This is a genomic window from Arthrobacter sp. Hor0625 (assembly GCF_052567525.1).
The window spans coordinates 2,275,328-2,289,306 of the sequence record NZ_CP199586.1 but is presented as its reverse complement, the minus strand read 5'-3'; the positions used below and the strand labels follow the sequence as shown (position 1 = coordinate 2,289,306).

General features: G+C 69.7%; 15 protein-coding genes. 6 read left to right on the top strand and 9 right to left on the bottom strand.

The features are described 5' to 3' along the window. Positions 1-6: 6 nt before the first annotated feature. Entirely contained in the window at positions 7-852 is an 846-nt protein-coding gene (locus ACTWLI_RS10610; protein ID WP_445153827.1) for a PHP domain-containing protein, read from the bottom strand. A gap of 86 nt (positions 853-938) precedes the next feature. On the opposite strand from ACTWLI_RS10610, the gene ACTWLI_RS10605 reads away from it, so the two are divergent. Then, a complete protein-coding gene (locus tag ACTWLI_RS10605) occupies positions 939-2,522 on the top strand; it encodes an aminopeptidase P family protein (protein WP_445153826.1) in 1,584 nt (527 codons plus the stop codon). 128 nt (positions 2,523-2,650) lie between these two features. Here ACTWLI_RS10605 and ACTWLI_RS10600 read toward each other — a convergent pair whose 3' ends face one another. Continuing rightward, the gene (locus tag ACTWLI_RS10600) at positions 2,651-3,544 is read right to left on the bottom strand and encodes a general stress protein (RefSeq protein WP_445153825.1); all 894 of its coding nucleotides are present in this window, start codon (positions 3,542-3,544) and stop codon (positions 2,651-2,653) included. A 77-nt stretch (positions 3,545-3,621) separates the two neighbouring features. Here ACTWLI_RS10600 and ACTWLI_RS10595 point away from each other — a divergent pair, with 77 nt between their 5' ends. From ACTWLI_RS10595 to ACTWLI_RS10585, 3 genes are read left to right on the top strand one after another with little or no spacing between them, the layout of a single operon-like run. Next, on the top strand, positions 3,622-4,905 hold the full coding sequence (locus ACTWLI_RS10595; RefSeq protein WP_056737959.1) for a magnesium transporter MgtE N-terminal domain-containing protein: 1,284 nt from the start codon (positions 3,622-3,624) through the stop codon (positions 4,903-4,905). After that, complete coding sequence (locus tag ACTWLI_RS10590; protein WP_445153824.1) at positions 4,886-5,617, top strand: DUF1003 domain-containing protein; 732 nt, start codon at positions 4,886-4,888, stop codon at positions 5,615-5,617. The genes ACTWLI_RS10595 and ACTWLI_RS10590 overlap by 20 nt, the downstream gene beginning before the upstream one ends. 13 nt (positions 5,618-5,630) lie before the next feature. Beyond that, positions 5,631-6,782 (top strand): Mrp/NBP35 family ATP-binding protein, encoded by a 1,152-nt coding sequence (locus ACTWLI_RS10585; RefSeq protein WP_445153823.1) that lies wholly within the window; start codon positions 5,631-5,633, stop codon positions 6,780-6,782. A gap of 28 nt (positions 6,783-6,810) precedes the next feature. On the opposite strand, the gene ACTWLI_RS10580 is transcribed toward ACTWLI_RS10585, so the two are convergent. From ACTWLI_RS10580 to sigE, 3 genes are all read right to left on the bottom strand, one after another. Beyond that, positions 6,811-7,188 carry a twin-arginine translocase TatA/TatE family subunit gene (locus ACTWLI_RS10580; RefSeq protein ID WP_056737956.1) on the bottom strand — a complete coding sequence of 126 codons (378 nt, stop codon included), beginning with the start codon at positions 7,186-7,188 and terminating at the stop codon, positions 6,811-6,813. Between the two features lie 99 nt (positions 7,189-7,287). Further along, on the bottom strand, positions 7,288-8,421 hold the full coding sequence (locus ACTWLI_RS10575; RefSeq protein ID WP_445153822.1) for a hypothetical protein: 1,134 nt from the start codon (positions 8,419-8,421) through the stop codon (positions 7,288-7,290). A gap of 8 nt (positions 8,422-8,429) precedes the next feature. Beyond that, positions 8,430-9,071: an RNA polymerase sigma factor SigE gene (gene sigE, locus ACTWLI_RS10570; protein ID WP_445153821.1), complete on the bottom strand. Its 642-nt coding sequence runs from the start codon at positions 9,069-9,071 to the stop codon at positions 8,430-8,432. Between the two features lie 235 nt (positions 9,072-9,306). Here sigE and ACTWLI_RS10565 point away from each other — a divergent pair, with 235 nt between their 5' ends. Next, positions 9,307-9,939 (top strand): O-methyltransferase, encoded by a 633-nt coding sequence (locus ACTWLI_RS10565; RefSeq protein ID WP_445153820.1) that lies wholly within the window; start codon positions 9,307-9,309, stop codon positions 9,937-9,939. Between the two features lie 65 nt (positions 9,940-10,004). On the opposite strand, the gene ACTWLI_RS10560 is transcribed toward ACTWLI_RS10565, so the two are convergent. The 4 genes from ACTWLI_RS10560 to ACTWLI_RS10545 form a co-directional block, all read right to left on the bottom strand. Beyond that, positions 10,005-10,172: a DUF3117 domain-containing protein gene (locus ACTWLI_RS10560; RefSeq protein ID WP_082575015.1), complete on the bottom strand. Its 168-nt coding sequence runs from the start codon at positions 10,170-10,172 to the stop codon at positions 10,005-10,007. A 223-nt stretch (positions 10,173-10,395) separates the two neighbouring features. Continuing rightward, positions 10,396-11,685, bottom strand: a complete 1,290-nt coding sequence (locus tag ACTWLI_RS10555) for a hypothetical protein (RefSeq protein WP_445156159.1) — start codon at positions 11,683-11,685, stop codon at positions 10,396-10,398. Between the two features lie 2 nt (positions 11,686-11,687). Beyond that, the gene (locus tag ACTWLI_RS10550; protein ID WP_445153819.1) at positions 11,688-12,041 is read right to left on the bottom strand and encodes a DivIVA domain-containing protein; all 354 of its coding nucleotides are present in this window, start codon (positions 12,039-12,041) and stop codon (positions 11,688-11,690) included. A gap of 35 nt (positions 12,042-12,076) precedes the next feature. Next, positions 12,077-13,027 carry an LOG family protein gene (locus ACTWLI_RS10545; RefSeq protein ID WP_445153818.1) on the bottom strand — a complete coding sequence of 317 codons (951 nt, stop codon included), beginning with the start codon at positions 13,025-13,027 and terminating at the stop codon, positions 12,077-12,079. 155 nt (positions 13,028-13,182) lie between these two features. Here ACTWLI_RS10545 and ACTWLI_RS10540 point away from each other — a divergent pair, with 155 nt between their 5' ends. Beyond that, a complete protein-coding gene (locus tag ACTWLI_RS10540; protein ID WP_056737948.1) occupies positions 13,183-13,938 on the top strand; it encodes an amino acid ABC transporter ATP-binding protein in 756 nt (251 codons plus the stop codon). Positions 13,939-13,979 lie beyond the last annotated feature (41 nt).

Here is a 13,979-nt window from a genome sequence, read left to right as displayed (position 1 = left end):
AGTCCATCAGCGCACCACGGCCGTTCCGGTGCCCTGCTCCTCGATCCGGGCCAGCACCTCCGGCGATGTCAGGTTCTCGCCGAACAGGTTCGGTTTCCCGGTGCCGTGGTAGTCGGAGGAGCCGGTGACCAGCAGACCGTGCCGTTCGGCCAGCCCGCGCAGGAACGCCCGGCCCTCCTCCGGGTTGTCCCGGTGGTCGATCTCCAGGCCCGCCAGGCCGGCGTCGATCATCTCCCGGTAGGTCCGCTCCCCCACGATCCTGCCGCGGGCGGAGGCGACAGGGTGCGCGAAGACCGGCACCCCGCCGGCGGCGCGGACCAGTTCGACCGCGTGGGCCGGGTCCGGCGCGTAGTGCTGGACCCAGTACCGGGAGCGGGAGGTCAGGATTGTTTCGAACGCTTCGCTGCGGTCCGCGACCACGCCGGCGGCGACGAGGGCGTCGGCGATGTGCGGCCGGCCCAGGGTCGCGCCGGGGGCCACATGGTGGATGACGTCGTCCCAGCTGAGCGGGTAGTCCTCGGCGAGCAGGCTGACCATGCGCTCGGCCCGGGTGAACCGGGCGTCCTTGGCTTTGGTGATTTCCTCGAGCAGCCCGGGGTGCGCCGGGTCGTGCAGGTAGCTAAGCAGGTGCACGCTGATGCCCTCGCCGGTGCGGCAGGAGACCTCCATGCCGGGCACCAGGGCGACGCCCAGGCTGCGGGCGGCGACGGAGGCTTCGGCCCAGCCGTCGGTGGAGTCATGGTCGGTGAGGGCGACGACGTCGAGGCCGGCCTCCACGGCGGAGGCGACCAGCGCGGCAGGGTCTTCGGTGCCGTCGGAAACATTCGAGTGGGCATGCAGGTCAATCCTCACCTCCCCATGCTAGTAGATGGGCCGCCGCCGGAACGGCCGGTGCGGCTTGTTGGCCTCGGCCGCGCCGCTGGTGAGACGATGGGACCGTGAACGATGCAGATAACACCCAGATCTCCGCTTCCCAGCCCCTCGACGAGCGCGTCAACAACCGCTCCCAGCGGCCCAGCTCCGACGCTTTCAAGGCGTTCATGGCCAGCAACTGGGCTCCGGCCCAGGAGCAGCTGCCCGGCCTCGACGCCGTCGCCGGCCACGCCGCCGCCCGCCGCCGGGCCGTGTCCGAGTTGTTCAAAGGCGAACGGCTTGTCATCCCCGCCGGCCCGCTTAAGGTCCGCTCCAACGACTGCGACTACCGCTTCCGCCCGCACTCGGGCTTCGCCCACCTCACCGGGCTCGGCGTGGACCACGAACCCGACGCCGTGCTCGTGCTCGAACCCACCGACGAGGGCAAGGGCGACGACGGCGGCCACCACCACGCGACCCTGTATTTCCGCCCGCTGGCCGGCCGCGACACCGAGCAGTTCTACGCTGATTCCCGCTCCGGCGAATTCTGGATCGGGGCCCGGCCCACGCTCGCCGAGTTCCAGGCCCGGCTGGCGCTGGACACCGCCGACCTGAGCGGCCTCGAACTCGCCATCACCAAGAACGTCGGGGCCCCGGAGATCGGCGGGATCTCGATCAGGCTGGTGCGCAAGGTCGACGAGAACATCGACGCCCTGGTGGACACCGCCCGATACAACACGGCCAAGGACCCGGAGAACCTGGACCTGGGCGTGCTGGATGCCCTCGACGAGAAGCTCAGCGAGGCCCTCTCCGAGCTGCGCCTGATCAAGGACGAGTGGGAGATCGAGCAGATGAAGACCGCGGTGGCCGCCACCGTCGAGGGCTTCACCGAGGTCGTCAAGGCCCTCCCCCGAGCCCTGACCCACCACCGCGGCGAGCGTGTGGTCGAAGGCGCGTTCTTCGCCCGTGCCCGTGAAGAAGGCAACGAACTCGGCTACGACACCATTGCCGCCTCGGGCAACAATGCCACCGTGCTGCACTGGACCCGGAACACCGGCAAGGTCAACGCCGGCGAGCTGCTGCTGCTGGATGCGGGCGTCGAGGCCGACTCGCTGTACACCGCGGACATCACCCGTACTCTCCCGGCCAACGGCACCTTCTCCGCGATCCAGCGCAAGGTCTACGAAGCCGTGCTGGACGCCGCCGACGCCGGGTTCGCCGCCGCGCAGCCGGGCACGAAGTTCCGCGACATCCACACCGCCGCCACCACCGTGCTGGCCGAGCGGCTGGCCGAGTGGGGCCTGCTGCCGGTGTCCGTCGAGGAGGCGATCAGCCCCGAGGGCCAGCAGCACCGCCGCTGGATGCCGCACGGCACCAGCCACCACCTCGGCCTGGACGTCCACGACTGCGCCCAGGCCAAGCGCGAGCTGTACCTGGACGGAATCCTGGAACCGGGCATGGTCTTCACGATCGAACCCGGGCTGTACTTCAAGGAAGAAGACCTTGGCATCCCGGCCGAGTACCGCGGGATCGGCGTCCGGATCGAGGACGACATCCTGATGACCGCCGAGGGCCCGGTCAACCTGAGCGCCGCGCTGCCCCGGAAGGCCGACGACGTCGAGTCCTGGATGGCGGGTATCTACCAGGAGATCGACGCCCAGCTGCCGTAACTGTTGCACCGCGCCGGGATGCCCGGTGCGGTGGAACGGCGGACAAAAGGAAAGGGAGGGCCGATGGCCCTCCCTTTCCTTTGCCCTTCGTCGGTACGGCGGCGGTGCCGCCCGACGTGCCGGAAACCCTAGCGCTGGGTGTCGCCGCCCTGGCCGTCTTCCCGGTGCTGGCTGTCCTGCTGCTCCGTTGCGGACGGCTGCCGGGCCTGCCCCTGGGGGCCGGCATCGCTGACGCGGATGCCGTACTGCGGGCGGCCGTCCGGCAGGTCCGGGTAACGGACCGCCGAGGGGCGGGCCGGGGCCGGTTCCTGGGCTGCCTGCCCCTGGGCCGTGTCCGGCCCGGCTGCGGCGGGCTGCTGGCCCGGGGCCCCACTCCGCTGGCCGTAGGGGTCGCTCCACCCGGCGGGACGCTGCGGACCCTGCTGGCTCTGCTGGCTCTGCGGCCCCTGCTGCTGGCCCGGCTGGAACGGCTGCTGCGGTGCGTGCTGCTGGTAGCCCTGGCCGGCGGCGTCGTGCTGGCTCATCGGCAGCTGGTGCAACAGCCGGCGGGCCTCATGGGCCGCTTCGAACGCCACCACCACGTCATAGTTCGTAGCCACCACCTGGCTGGTGGAAGTGAAATCCCGCTTGCCGCGCTGCATGGCGTAGGTGACGATGCCGAACAGCATGAAGAACGCGGCACCCATCAGCACCGATGTCACAATCGAGAAGTAGCCCCCGGATTCGGAGAAAAAGGACAGCATGACGCCGACGAACAGGCCGAACCACATGCCGCTCAGGGCACCGGAGAGCGCGACGCGGGGATAGGTAAGCCGGCCGGTGACCCGCTCCACCATCTTCAGGTCGTTGCCGACGATCGAGACCAGCTGCACCGGAAACTGCTGGTCCGCAAGGTAGTCCACCGCCTTCTGGGCGTCCAGGTAGGAGCTGTAGGAACCGACCGTGTCCCCCTTGGGAACGGTGCGGGACTCATCCGCCCCGCCGGGGACGCCTGCCTTTGGACCACCAAAAATGTTTGACATAGCCCCATTCTCGCCCATGCAGCTGTACGGCGCCTGCAAATTCAGCTAAAAGAGAGCAGACTCGGTAGCCTGTAGGAGTGAGTACAACTCTTTCGCGGGTATTCGTCGCGCGCCTCCTCGGACTGGACGTCTTCGACCCTCTGGGCGACCGTCTGGGCCGTTTGCGCGACGTCGTGGTGCTCGCCCGCGGCAACCGCGGAGCCCCGCATGTGGTGGGCATCGTCGTCGAAGTTCCCGGCAAAAAACGGGTCTTTGTGCCGATGACGCGCATTACCTCGATCGACCAGACCCAGGTCATCTGCACCGGCCTGGTCAACCTCCGCCGGTTCGAGCAGCGCGGCGCCGAGACGCTCGTCGTCGCCGAGATGTTCGACCGCCGCGTGACCCTGGCCGACGGCAGCGGCGACGCCACCATCGAGGACATCGCGATGGACCGCCACCGCTCCGGCGACTGGTTCGTCAGCAAGCTCTTCGTCCGCCGCGGCCACTCGCTGTCGCCGCTGAGCAGGCTGCGCCGCAACGAAACCCTAATCATCGACTGGGCCGACGCCCGGCAGGGCGCCCGCACGGAACCGCAGGCCGCCACCCAGTTCGTCGCCACGCACGAGGACCTCAAGCCCGCCGACTTCGCCGAGGCCCTGCAGGAGATGAGCGACAAGCGCCGCTTCGAGGTGGCCAGCGAACTCCAGGACGAACGCCTCGCCGACGTGCTCCAGGAAATGCCCGAGGGTGACCAGGTGGAAATCCTCTCCGCCCTCGACGTCGAACGCGCCGCGGACGTGCTGGAGGAAATGGATCCCGACGACGCCGCCGACCTCCTCGCCGAGCTGCCCAGCGCCCAGGCGGAGGAACTGCTGCAGCTGATGGAACCCGAAGGCGCCGAAGACGTGCGCCGGCTGCTCGAATACGACGAGGACACCGCCGGCGGCCTGATGACGCCCGTCCCGGTGATCCTGCCCCCGGAGGCAACGGTCGCCGAGGCCCTCGCCCACGTCCGCCGCGAGGAACTGTCGCCGGCTCTGGCGTCCTCGATCTTCATCGCCCGTCCGCCGCTGGAAACCCCCACGGGGCGGTTCCTTGGCGTCGTGCACATCCAGCAGCTGCTGCGCTACCCGCCGCCGGAACCGCTGGGAAACCTGGTGGACAAGAACCTCGAACCCGTCTCGGACCAGGCCCACATCAGCGAGGTCGCCCGGACCCTGGCCACCTACAACCTCAACTCGCTTCCCGTGGTCAATGACGACGGCCGGCTCGTCGGGGCGGTGACTGTTGATGACGTGCTTGACCATCTGTTGCCCGATGACTGGCGCGCCCACGAGGACGACGCCCCGATAAGGAAGCTTGGAGGCCGCATTGGCTGATATCAGCGCACCACGGAACTCCACGAGCGGCCGCCCCGGGCCCCGGACCGCCGGCGGCCTGGACACCCCGCTCAGCGGCCGGCAGCGGATCCTGCCCAAGTTCTCACCCAACCCCGACGCCTTCGGCCACGCCACGGAGGGGTTCGCCCGATTCATGGGCACACCGCAGTTCCTGGTCTACATGACCGTGTTCTGCGTCTTCTGGCTGGCCTGGAACACCTGGGCGCCGGCGGACTGGCAGTTCGACTCCAGGGACCTGGGCTTCACGCTGCTGACCCTGATGCTGTCCCTGCAGGCCTCCTACGCCGCCCCGCTGCTGCTGCTCGCCCAAAACCGCCAGGACGACCGGGACCGTGTCTCGCTCCAGCAGGACCGGCAGCGCGCCGAGCGGAACCTCTCCGACACCGAATACCTGACCCGGGAGCTGGCCTCGCTGCGCATCGCGCTGCGCGAGGTCGCCACCCGCGACTACGTCCGGGCGGAGCTGCGCAGCCTGCTGGAGGACATGCTGGAGGCGCAGGAGGAACTGCGCAGCGAGGACGCTGCCGCCGTCGACTCGCCCCGCGAGAAGGTCAAGGAAAAGCTCAAGGAGCGCCGCGAGAAGCAGCGCGGCCCGCGCACCCAGCAGATCCCCCGGGTCCGGCCCGACACCGCCGCGGACAAACCGGACGGCGCCGCACGGCCCGCCCACCGAACCTCCCCCGAAAGCTGAGCAGAACCGCGCCATGAGCACACCGCAGGGACGCCCCGGCGCGTCCGGCCTCGAAGACGCCGTGCACGCGGCGCTGGCCACTGTCATCGATCCGGAACTGCGCCGGCCCATCACGGAGTTGGGCATGGTCGGCTCGGTGGAGGTCGCCGAGACCGGCGTGGTCCGGATTGCCGTGCTGCTGACCATCGCCGGCTGCCCGCTGCGGGGCACCATCACGGCGGACTGCGAGGCGGCCCTCGCGGCGGTGCCGGGCGTGACCGCCGTCGAGGTCGACCTGAAGGTGATGAGCCAGGAACAGCGCGACGCGCTCAAGGAACGGCTCCGCGGTCCGGGCGGGGCGCGCAGCATCCCGTTCAACGCCCCGGGTTCGCTGACGAAGGTCTACGCCGTCGCCAGCGGCAAGGGCGGAGTGGGCAAGTCCTCGGTCACGGTGAACCTGGCCTGCGCCCTGGCCGCGCAGGGGCTGCGCGTCGGCATTGTCGACGCGGATGTCTACGGGTTCTCCGTGCCTGCGCTGATGGGCATCACGCAGGCCCCCACCCGCGTGGACGACATGATCCTGCCGCCGGTGGCGCACGGCGTGAAGGTCATCTCGATCGGCATGTTCGTCACCGGCAACCAGCCCGTCGCCTGGCGCGGGCCGATGCTGCACCGGGCCCTCGAGCAGTTCCTCACCGATGTCTATTTCGGCGACCTGGACGCCCTGTTCCTGGACCTGCCCCCGGGCACCGGCGACATCGCCATCTCGGTGGCGCAGCTGCTGCCCGGTGCGCGGATCCTCGTGGTCACCACCCCGCAGGCCGCGGCGGCCGACGTCGCGGAACGCGCCGGTGCGATCGCGGTCCAGACGGGCCAGTCGGTGGCCGGCGTGGTGGAGAACATGTCCTACCTGGAGATGCCCGACGGCGGCCGGATGGAACTGTTCGGCAGCGGCGGCGGCGAGGAGCTTGCCTCCCGCCTCACCGCCACCGTGGGGGCAGAGGTCCCGTTGCTGGGCCAGATCCCGCTGGACATCCTGCTGCGGGAGGGCGGGGACAGCGGCGTTCCGCTGGTGCTGGGCCGGCCGGAAACCCCGGCCGCCGTGGCGCTGCAGAAGATCGCCGGGAAACTGGCCTCCAGCCCGCGCGGGCTGAGCGGCATGGCGCTGGGACTGCAGCCCCGCTGACCGGGCCGCCCCCTGGGGCTGGGGCAACTTAGGTGGCTTCGGAGTCGAACGGTGCGGCCACGCCGTGCGGCAGCCGTTCCACCACCCTGGCCGGGCGGCGCTCCTCCGCGGCGGCGACGGCGGCCGGCGCACCGGCGCTCACGGGCTTGGTGTCGTCCTCGAGGAGGGCTTCCTTGATGATCCGGCGGGGATCGTATTGCCGGGGATCGTACTTCCGCCAGTCGACGTCGTCGATGTCGATGCCGACTTCTTCCTTGATCTGCTCGCGCGCTCCCGACGCCATCCGCCGGACTTCCTTGACGATGTTGGCCAGCTTCTGGGTGTATTCGGGCAATCTGCTGGGACCGATCACGAGCAGGCCGATGATCAGCAGGAGGATGAACTCCGGTCCGTTGATTCCAAGCACTCTAGGAGATTACCCTCTCAGTCCGGCGTGCGACGATTCGGCCGGCGCCGCCGTCGCCCGCGTCGGGGCGGGCCCGCGACGGGGCCGTCCGGGGCCCGGTCACCGCGCCAGAAGCTCCATGATGCGCTCCAGTCCGCGGCCCAGCCGCGCGGCAAACCCGCTGTCGCGCTGCGGTGCCATGGCGTCGACCGGCCGCGCGTGGACAAGGGCGGCCACGCCGTCGTCGGCCTGCTCCGCCGGCAGCTCGGAAATGTACGTGTAGGTGGCGGCCTGCGTGGCGTAGATGGCCTGGAACGGCGCGTGGGTGTTGACCCACAGTGCGGGGCTGTGCGCCCCGTCCGCCGCGGGCGCGCCGGTTCCGGCCGGAGCGCCGTCCGGGCCGGCCGGAACGAAGCCGTCCTCGGATGCCCGGTGCCCGGTGAGCACATTGACCGGCTGCCCGGCGCGTCCCTGGCCGGCGGCGCCGTCCGTTGGCCGCTGTTCCAGGACCGTGGCGAAGTGCGTCCCGTCGGTCAGGTGAAGCTCCAGCACCTCCGAGCCGCCGGCGACCGCGCCGCGCGCCCACACCAGGTGGTAGCCCATTTCCCGCAGCTGCGGGCAGGTCCAGCCGTGGCCGCAGAGCGCCGCCAGCTGGTCGGAGCCCAGCGCCCCGGGAGGCGCGACGTCGGGTTCGCCGCTGAGCTTCCAGGCTGCCTGGGAGACGCTCCCGGAGGTCAGGGCACTGCGCTCAAGCGCGGGAGGAAACGCCGCGTTGAAGGAATCATCCGGGGCCGGCCCAGGAGCGGCACCGCCCAGCAGGAAGGCGGCCCCGCCGACCAGGGCCAGGGAGGCGGCGGCTCCGCCGGCGAACCCCGCGGCAAGCCGCCACGGCCGGCCTGGGCCCGGTGTCCTCCGCCGCTGGAGACCCTGGAGCCAGTCCGGGGCTCCGGGCCCCTCCGTCCCCGGGGCCGCCGTGGTTTCGTCGCCGCTCCCGGCTGCCAGGGCGCCGGTGCGCGCGAGCAGGCGGGCCGTCAGGTCGTCGCTGGCCGCCGGCACGGCGGCGCCGCGGAGCCGTTCAAGGTATTGCCGTTCCCGGCGGACCCGTGCCTGGCACGGTTCGCAGCGCTCGAGGTGTTGGCGGCGCAGCTCGCCGGACCGGCCGGCCAGTGGCGTAGCGCCACGTCCGGCGCGGCCCGGGCGGCGGCTGTAGTACCGGCATGCAAGGCCGGACAGGTAGTGTCCCAGCGGAGCCATCGCCCGGTTCAGAGGAGGCCGGCGATGCGCGGCAGCTTCAGCCGCGGCTTCAGGGACTGCTTGGCGCTGGCGGCCGTCTTCGGGCGGGGGTCCCGGTGCGCGAGCTTCTCCCGCAGCATGGTGCGGCCGCGGTGGATCCGGGACCGCACGGTCCCCAGCTTGACGTCCAAGGCCTCGGCGACCTCGTCGTAGGAGAGGCCTTCAAGGTCGCACAGCACCACGGCGGCGCGGAAGTCCGGCGGCAGCTCTTCAAGGGCGGCCTGCACGTCCAGGTCCAGGTTGTTCAGCTCGAAACTCTGCTCCGGGCCCGGCTCGCGTCCCGGGATGCGCGACTCGGCGTCTTCGGCCAGTGCGTCGAACCGGATGCGGCTCTTGCGGCGGGCCTGGTCCAGGAAGAGGTTGGTGGTGATGCGGTGCAGCCAGCCGTCGAGGGTTCCGGGTTTGAAGTTCTCCAGCGAACGGAATACCCGGACAAACACCTCCTGGGTGAGGTCCTCGGCGTCGAACTTGTTGCCCGTCAGCCGGTACGCCAGGCGGTAGACCTTGGCGGAGTGGTTGGTCACCACTTCTTCCCATGTCGGCCGGACCCACTCGGCTTCAGCCGTGGGCCGGGTCTCGTCAGTTACAGGGACAGCTGCCAGAACCGACATTGTCCACTCCCCTCGCGGATGGTACTTACGCCTGGACGGGGCCCGCGTCCTGCGGGCTCTTACCCTTGGATTCGGCGCCGATCACCTCGCGGATGAGCGGATCACCATCATCGCAAAAGAAGCTGGGAATTTCCTGACGCGGGCGCCCCTTCCGCCCACGGCGGAACGCGGAACACCCCGCCGGACACAGTACGCTGTAAGGAACACTCCCCCTGCCCGGAAAGCGATACCACCCATGAGCGCCGATAAGTCCACGAGCTGGTCCTACGCAGAAGATCTGCCTGCCGAGGATGAGGTTCTGATGCGCGCTCGGGAGCGGTCCTTCGAACTGGGCGTCACGCCGATCGGGCCCGGGGTCGGGGCCGTGCTGACGGTCCTCGCCGCAGCCTCCAAGGCGCAGACCGCGGTGGAGATCGGCACCGGGGCAGGCGTCTCGGGCGTCTGCCTGCTGCGCGGCCTGGGCCCCCACGCCGTCCTGACCACCATCGACGTCGACGTCGAACACCTGCGCGCCGCCCGCGAGTCCTTCCAGGAGTCCGGCAGCCCGGCCAATCGGACCCGGACCATCTCCGGCCGCGCCCGGGACGTGCTGCCCCGCCTGACCGACGGCGCCTACGATCTGGTGTTCATCGACGCGGACAAGCCCAACTACCCCGGTTACGTGGACCAGGCCATCCGGCTGCTCAAGTCCGGCGGGCTGCTGATCGTCAATGACGCCCTGGACAAGGACCGGGTCGCCAACCCGGCAGCCCGGGAGGCGACCACGGTGGTGCTGCGCCAGGTGGGCAAGTCGATCCGCGACGACGACCGGCTCGCCTCGGCCATGCTGCCCACCGGCGACGGACTGCTGGTGGCCGTCAAGAAGTAGCCCGGATGCCAATGAAGGGGCCCGCTGCCGGCTGGCAGCGGGCCCCTTCATTGGCGGTGGTCCGGCTATTCGGTGACGCCGACCAGGCACTCCCGCAAATTCGTAGCTTCCGCAGTGTTGAGCTCAACGACGAGCCGCCCTCCGCCTTCCAGCGGAACCCGCATGATCAGGCTGCGACCCTCCTTGGTCACTTCCATCGGGCCGTCGCCGGTGCGTGGTTTCATAGCAGCCATGAGGAATATCCCCCTCCAGTAGTCCCGTGACTTTCCAGCCCGGCCGGGCTGTGTCCGCTTGGTCAACAAGCCGCCCGGCGTCCGCAACACTGGCCGCCGTGGCTCACACTCAATTTTCCTTGCTTGGTGCCTATTATCCCGTAATTACGCGCGTGTAGCTAATCGATGGACTTTCCGGAGTGCAGCGGAAAGCCGCGCGTCCGGCCCCTAAAGGTGTCCGGCGTCACGGCGGATAGTCGCCCCCGCCGGGTAGTTGCGTCCAGGTCCAGAGCCACACGATCCAGACAATCTGGAGCAGGACGAACATGAGCACGACCGTGCCGCGGTAGGCGCGGGAGCGGGACACGAACGCTGCACCCAAGGCCAGCGGGAAGAGCGGCAGCAGCATCCGGAACGTGCTGGTCTGCGGGTGCAGGAAAACCAGCAGGTAGCCGACGTAACACACGCACCAGAGCCGCAGTTCGGTGCCCAGGGCGGCCACGGGCCGGGACACCATCACCAGCACGAACACGGCCACGAAGGCGAACGGCGCCAGCAGGCCCAGGACCGGCCCGAAGAGCTGGACGCCGGTATCGAACCAGGGCTTGAACGGCACCAGGTCCTGGCCGCGCCACACGGTCTCCGTTTTGGTGTAAGCCTGGATGTCGCCGGTGCTGGCCCAGGCGATGGCAGGCCAGGCGACGGCGCCGGCGGCGCTGACGACGGCGAGGGCGGCCAGTGACCACAGCCCGCCGGTGCCGGAGGGACCGCCGGAGGCAGGCGTCGGGGCGCCGGCCGCCGGGAGGTCACGGCGCCGGAGCACACGGTCCCGGAACCCTGCGTGCATGGACAGCCGGTGCAGGAACAGCAGGCCAACCATGGCGGCGAAGGGCACCCCCGTGGGCCGGGACAGGCACATGAGCAGTACCACCGGCATGGCCCAGACGTAGCGCCGGCGCACCACCAGCAGCAGGGCCGCGGCAAGCAGCAGGAGGTTCAGTGACTCTGCGTAGGGAACCTGGAGGACCGGAGCGACGGGGAAGGTTGCGAAGAACGCGGTGCCCCACAGCGCCTTGCGGTGGGTGGCCAGCTCACGGAAGAGCCGGTAGACCACCAGCGCGGCCGCCAGGCCCGAGGCCATGGCGATAACGGTCAGCGACGCCGCCGGTGCGATTCCGGTCAGCCCGGTCAGGGCACGGCCCAGGAGCGGGAACAGCGGGTAGAAGGCCCAGGCGTTTTCCTGCACGTTGCCGGCCTCGTCGGTGGGCAGCCGGGAGGGATAGCCGTTGCCGAGCGCCTCGCCGTACCAGCGGGCGTCCCAGATGTTGATGAAGTTCCAGTAGTCCGGTTTCGCCGGGAACCACGGATTCATGCCCTGGTGCAGGGCCGCCGCCATGAAAATCGCGGCGCTGATGAGGCGGGCAGCGAGGTAGAGGACGCCTGCCTGCAGCCACCACGGCCATCGCGCGGCGTGCGCGCCGGCCGCCGCCAGAGTCGCGCCAGGTGAGGGGCGGGGGCGGTCCCGGGCGGTCACGCTCACGCTTGCCGGTCCGGCGCGTGCTCCGGCGCCCGGTTCTCCAGCTCGTTTCGCAGCCGGGCGATCACGCTGTCCTTCCGGGCAAGCTCGTCCCGCAGCTCGTCGAGAACCTGGTCGACCTGGTCCATCCGGTACCCCCGGACGCCCACGGCGAAGCGGATCCGGTCGACGTCGGCGGGGCTGGCCTCCGCGGGCAGCAGCACCGCCGGCAGCGATGCGACCGGCTCGTCGAAACCGTCATCAAACGGCTGCTCGCCGTCGCGGCGGCGGAGCAGCCGCGGCACCAGGTCGGTGCCGGCAAGGATGGCGACGGCGGCCAGCAGGACCGCCACGAAGACCAGGAAGAAACTCACAGCACCATCGTGCCAGACGTGGCCGGGCGGACTGCTCAGGCCTGCGGTCCGGCGGCGGGGTCCACGCCGGCGCCGGCGCCGTTTGACCCTGTGCCGTTCCTTCCCGCACCGTTGGCCCCGGCGCCGTTCGTTCCTGCGCCGTTGGTCCCGCCGTTCGTCCCGCCGTTTGGATTGCGGTGCCGGGCAGCGCCCTCGACGATCAGGGCAACGGCGAGCGCGGGGTCGTCGACAATCTGCACCAGGTCCACGTCCTCCTCGGCCATCATGCCCTCGGTGACCAGGGTGTTCTGGATCCAGTCCAGCATGGGGCTCCAGAAAGCGGTGCCGATCAGCACGATCGGGAAGGAGGTGACCTTGCGGGTCTGGACCAGGACCATGGCTTCGAAGAGTTCGTCCAGGGTGCCGAGCCCGCCGGGAAGCACAATGAATCCCTGGGCGTATTTGACGAACATGGTCTTCCGCGCGAAGAAGTACCGGAAGTTGATACCCAGGTCCACCCACTGGTTCATGCCCTGCTCGAAGGGCAACTCGATTCCAAGACCCACGGAGACGCCGTTACCCTGGACCGCGCCCATGTTGGCTGCCTCCATGGAACCGGGCCCGCCGCCGGTGATGACCGCCAGCCCTGCCTCGGCCAGCTTGCGCCCGACCTCCACGGCCAGTTCGTAGTTCAGGCTTCCGGGCTGCGTGCGGGCGGACCCGAACACGCTGACGGCCGGGCCAAGGTCGGCGAGCGCGCCGAACCCTTCGACGAATTCGCTCTGGATCCGGAGCACGCGCCACGGGTCGGTGTGCACGAACTGGCCGGGTCCCTTGGTGTCCAGCAGCGTCTGGTCGGACATGGTGACCCTGGCGGCTTTGCGGCGCAGTTCCAGCGGCCCCTTGTGCCGGATTCCGTTGGCGGGCGGGGCGTCGCGCCGCGCGGGCCCGGCGGCCGGCGCGGGGTTCTGGTCTTCGGACGGCTGCGGTTCGGTGCTCATGCCCATAGGCTAGCGCGGATCGATGCGCCGGCCGGGCGGCGCGGCCGGGCCGGCGTACCGCCCCGCGGGCCCGCTGACCTGCGGATATCTCTTGGGTCACGATGTAGGGCATCTCCACGTGATTGGGGTCATAATCCGCTAATGTTCGCTAGATTCTTCTTATGACTACTCAAGTGCCCGGCGATGCCCTCGTCTCCCTGAATGCCGTGAACAAGCATTACGGCCAGTTGCACGTCCTCAAGGACATCAATCTGAACGTCCGCAAGGGAGAGGTCGTTGTCGTGATCGGCCCCTCGGGCTCCGGCAAGTCGACGCTGTGCCGCGCCATCAACCGCCTGGAAACCATCGACGACGGCGTCATCAAGATCGATGGCAAGGAACTGCCCGCCGAAGGCAAGGAGCTCGCCAAGCTGCGCGCCGACGTCGGCATGGTCTTCCAGTCCTTCAACCTGTTCGCGCACAAGACGATCCTGGAAAACGTCACACTCGGCCCGATCAAGGTCAAGGGCGTTTCCAAGGCCGAAGCCGACAAGGACGCCATGGCGCTGCTGGAACGCGTCGGTGTCGGCCACCAGGCGCCCAAGCTGCCCGCCCAGCTTTCCGGCGGCCAGCAGCAGCGCGTGGCGATCGCCCGCGCCCTGGCAATGAAGCCCAAGGTCATGCTCTTCGATGAGCCCACCTCGGCGCTCGACCCGGAGATGATCAACGAGGTCCTCGACGTCATGATCCAGCTGGCCAAGGAAGGCATGACCATGATCGTGGTGACCCACGAGATGGGCTTCGCCCGCAAGGCCGCGGACCGCGTGGTCTTCATGGCCGACGGCCAGATCGTGGAGGATGCCACTCCCGAGGAGTTCTTCACCAACCCGAAGAGCGACCGGGCCAAGGACTTCCTCTCCAAGCTCCTGACGCACTGACTGTCCCCCGGCGCCGGACCGCCACCGGCCTACCGGGTTTC

Bases quoted from the DNA above. Each gene is read 5' to 3' on its own strand.
- ACTWLI_RS10600 (WP_445153825.1), bottom strand. From the start codon at position 3,544: ATGTCAAACATTTTTGGTGGTCCAAAGGCAGGCGTCCCCGGCGGGGCG.
- ACTWLI_RS10585 (WP_445153823.1), top strand. From the start codon at position 5,631: ATGAGCACACCGCAGGGACGCCCCGGCGCGTCCGGCCTCGAAGACGCC.
- ACTWLI_RS10575 (WP_445153822.1), bottom strand. From the start codon at position 8,421: ATGGCTCCGCTGGGACACTACCTGTCCGGCCTTGCATGCCGGTACTAC.
- sigE (WP_445153821.1), bottom strand. From the start codon at position 9,071: ATGTCGGTTCTGGCAGCTGTCCCTGTAACTGACGAGACCCGGCCCACG.
- ACTWLI_RS10565 (WP_445153820.1), top strand. From the start codon at position 9,307: ATGAGCGCCGATAAGTCCACGAGCTGGTCCTACGCAGAAGATCTGCCT.
- ACTWLI_RS10560 (WP_082575015.1), bottom strand. From the start codon at position 10,172: ATGGCTGCTATGAAACCACGCACCGGCGACGGCCCGATGGAAGTGACC.
- ACTWLI_RS10545 (WP_445153818.1), bottom strand. From the start codon at position 13,027: ATGGGCATGAGCACCGAACCGCAGCCGTCCGAAGACCAGAACCCCGCG.
- ACTWLI_RS10540 (WP_056737948.1), top strand. From the start codon at position 13,183: ATGACTACTCAAGTGCCCGGCGATGCCCTCGTCTCCCTGAATGCCGTG.